Source organism: Variovorax sp. 01T439_2 (genome assembly GCF_056398445.1).
Map to the genome: position 1 here is coordinate 1 of NZ_JBFTPJ010000839.1, position 2651 is coordinate 2651.

Below are 2651 nucleotides of genomic sequence, written 5' to 3' on the forward strand. Positions count from 1 at the left end.
GGCCATGGGCGAGACCGGCGTGCCCGAGGGATTGCGCGCACGCCTGCGCGATTCGTTTTTCCAGACGGCCGACTGGATGCGCAATCGCGGCGAATAAATAAAACAGACAACGAAAGATCCTCTTCCATGAATTCCATCGTCATCATCGGCGGCGGCCACGCCGCGGCCCAGCTTTGCGCGGGGCTGGCTGAAGCCGGGCAGGGCGCGCGCGTGCACCTGGTCTGCGAGGAGGCTTGCGAGCCGTACCACCGGCCGCCGCTGTCGAAGGCCTTTCTCAAGAGCGCCGAGGAAACCACGCAGCCGCACAAGGCCGCCGACTGGTACCGCGAAGCGGGCATCACGCTGCACCTGGGCGACGCGGCGGTGGCCATCGACCGCGAGGCGCACACCGTCACCTTGCGCTCGGGCGCGATCCTGCCGTGGGAGCGGCTGGTGCTGGCCACCGGCACGCGCGCGCGGCAGATGCCCGACCTGCAGCCCGGCCTCGAGAACGTGGCCAGCCTGCGCGCCGCCGACGAAGCGCATCGCCTGCGCTCTCGGCTGGCTGCCGCGCAGCAGGTCACGGTGCTGGGCGGCGGCTTCATCGGGCTCGAAGTGGCGGCCACCGCCAAGGCGCTCGGCAAGAGCGTGCAGGTGATCGAGAGCGCGCCGCGGCTGCTGGGCCGCGCCGTGTCTCCCGAGCTGTCGGCGCACGTGCTCGCCACCCATCGCGCAGCGGGCATCGACATCGTGCTCGGCGCGCGCACCGGCGCGTTCGAGGTCGAGGGCGAGCGGCTGCTGTCGATCCAGGTCAACGGCGTGAAGCAGCCGGTGGACCTGCTGCTGCTGGGCATCGGCGCGGTGCCCGAGACGGCGCTGGCGCAGGCCGCAGGCATCGAGTGCGCCGACGGCATCGTGGTCGATGGCCACATGCAGACCAGCGCGCCCGACGTGCTCGCCGTGGGCGATTGCACGCGCTTTCCCGACCGCCGCGCGGGCCGCGCGCTGCGGCTCGAATCGGTGCAGAACGCGAACGACCAGGCGCGCACCGCCGTGGCCACGCTGACCGGCGCGCCGCGTCCGCACGACGCGGTGCCATGGTTCTGGTCCGACCAGGGCAGCATGCGCCTGCAGATGGTCGGCCTGATGCCGGCCGAGGGCACGCCGGGCCTGTCCAGCGTGCGCCGCGCCGGCCCCAAGCCCGAGGCGTTCTCGCTGTTCCACTATGTCGACGGGCAGCTGGCGTGCGTCGAGTCGGTCAATGCGCCGGTCGATCACATGATGAGCCGCAAGCTGCTCGAGGCGGGGCGCAGCCCCGATGCGGCGGCAGTGGCGGATGCCTCGATCCCRCTGAAGAACCACCTGTCCTAGCGGCGGGCCCGTAGTCAGCGCCGCGCCGGCGCCAGCAGAACCACCAGCGCCCCGGCCCCGCCTTCGGCCGGCTTGGCCTGCACGAAGGCGATCACCTCGTTCTTCTGGATCAGCCAGCGCTGCGTCTTGGTCTTGAGCACCGGCTGCTTGCCGGGCGAGCCCAGGCCCTTGCCGTGCACCACGCGCACGCAGCGCAGCCCCTGCTTGTAGGCATTGCGGATGAAGCCGCCGAGCGCCTCGCGCGCCTCGTCGCTGCGCAGGCCGTGCAGGTCGACCTGCGCCTGGATGCTCCAGTCGCCCTTGCGCAGCCGCGCGGTCACGTCGGTGCCGATGCCGGGGCGGCGAAAGCTCATGGCGTCGTCGACGTCGAGCAGGGTGGTCACGTCGAACTCGTCGGACAGGGACTCGCGCAGCACGCGCTGCTCGTCGAGCTGGTGCTGCACCGGAATGGGCGCCGGCGGCTCGGGCGCGAGCGGCACCACGGCCTTGCGGCGCAGCGGCTCGGTCGCGCCGATGGCGCGCGCGAACAGGTCTTTCTCGGCCATGCGCTTGCGCTCGGCCGCGGCCTTGGCGGCGGCCGCTGCCGCTTCGCGCTCGCGGGTCTCGGCCAGCGTGCGCTGCACCTGCTTCAGGTCGGCCAGGTTCTTGATGGGCGGCGTGCGGGAAGCCATCAGAGCAGCCCTTTCTCGGCCATCGAATAGCTCTGGCCGGCGCTGACGATCACATGGTCGAGCACGCGCACGTCGATCAGCGAAAGCGCGGCCCTGAGCGTCTGCGTGAGCGACTCGTCGGCCCGCGAGGGCTCGATGCTGCCGCTCGGATGGTTGTGCGACAGCACCACGGCCGCGGCCTGGTGGTGCAGCGCACGCGTGACCACTTCGCGCGGGTAGACGCTGGTCTGGGTGAGCGTTCCGCGAAACAGCTCCTCCAGCACGATCAGCCGGTGCTGCGCATCGAGAAACAGCACCGCGAACACCTCGTAGGGGCGCGATCCGATGTGCAGCTGCAGGTACTGCTTGACGGTGCCGGGCGAGTCGAACACCGTGCGCTCCTTCAGGCGCTCGGCCATGGCGCGGCGCGCCAGTTCGAGCACGGCGATGAGCTCGGCGCGCTTGGCGTCGCCGCCCATGCCCTTGATCACCTTCAGGTCCTCGGCGCTCGTCTGCAGCAGGCCCGAAAGGCCGCCGAAGTGGTCGAGCAGCTCCTGCGCGAGCTGGAGCACGTTTTTTCCCGCCACGCCGGTGCGCAGCAGCAACGCCAGCAGCTCGGCGTCGGCCAGCGCGGCGGCGCCCCGCGCGATG

Annotated in this window: 3 protein-coding genes and 1 pseudogene; 2 read left to right on the forward strand and 2 right to left on the reverse strand. The window is 71.3% G+C overall.

The window, feature by feature from the left end; translation table 11 throughout:
* Nucleotides 1-97: pseudogene (locus AC1DOC_RS28560) on the forward strand (globin); the annotation flags it as partial.
* A 29-nt stretch (nucleotides 98-126) separates the two neighbouring features.
* Nucleotides 127-1350: an NAD(P)/FAD-dependent oxidoreductase gene (locus AC1DOC_RS28565; protein ID WP_278877256.1), complete on the forward strand. Its 1224-nt coding sequence runs from the start codon at nucleotides 127-129 to the stop codon at nucleotides 1348-1350.
* A 14-nt stretch (nucleotides 1351-1364) separates the two neighbouring features.
* On the opposite strand, the gene AC1DOC_RS28570 is transcribed toward AC1DOC_RS28565, so the two are convergent.
* Nucleotides 1365-2021 carry a Smr/MutS family protein gene (locus tag AC1DOC_RS28570; RefSeq protein ID WP_015866810.1) on the reverse strand — a complete coding sequence of 219 codons (657 nt, stop codon included), beginning with the start codon at nucleotides 2019-2021 and terminating at the stop codon, nucleotides 1365-1367.
* A complete protein-coding gene (radC, locus tag AC1DOC_RS28575) occupies nucleotides 2021-2650 on the reverse strand; it encodes a RadC family protein (RefSeq protein WP_478131010.1) in 630 nt (209 codons plus the stop codon). Before radC ends, AC1DOC_RS28570 begins: the two co-directional genes overlap by 1 nt.
* Nucleotide 2651 lies beyond the last annotated feature (1 nt).

Bases quoted from the DNA above. Each gene is read 5' to 3' on its own strand.
- AC1DOC_RS28570 (WP_015866810.1), bottom strand. From the start codon at position 2,021: ATGGCTTCCCGCACGCCGCCCATCAAGAACCTGGCCGACCTGAAGCAG.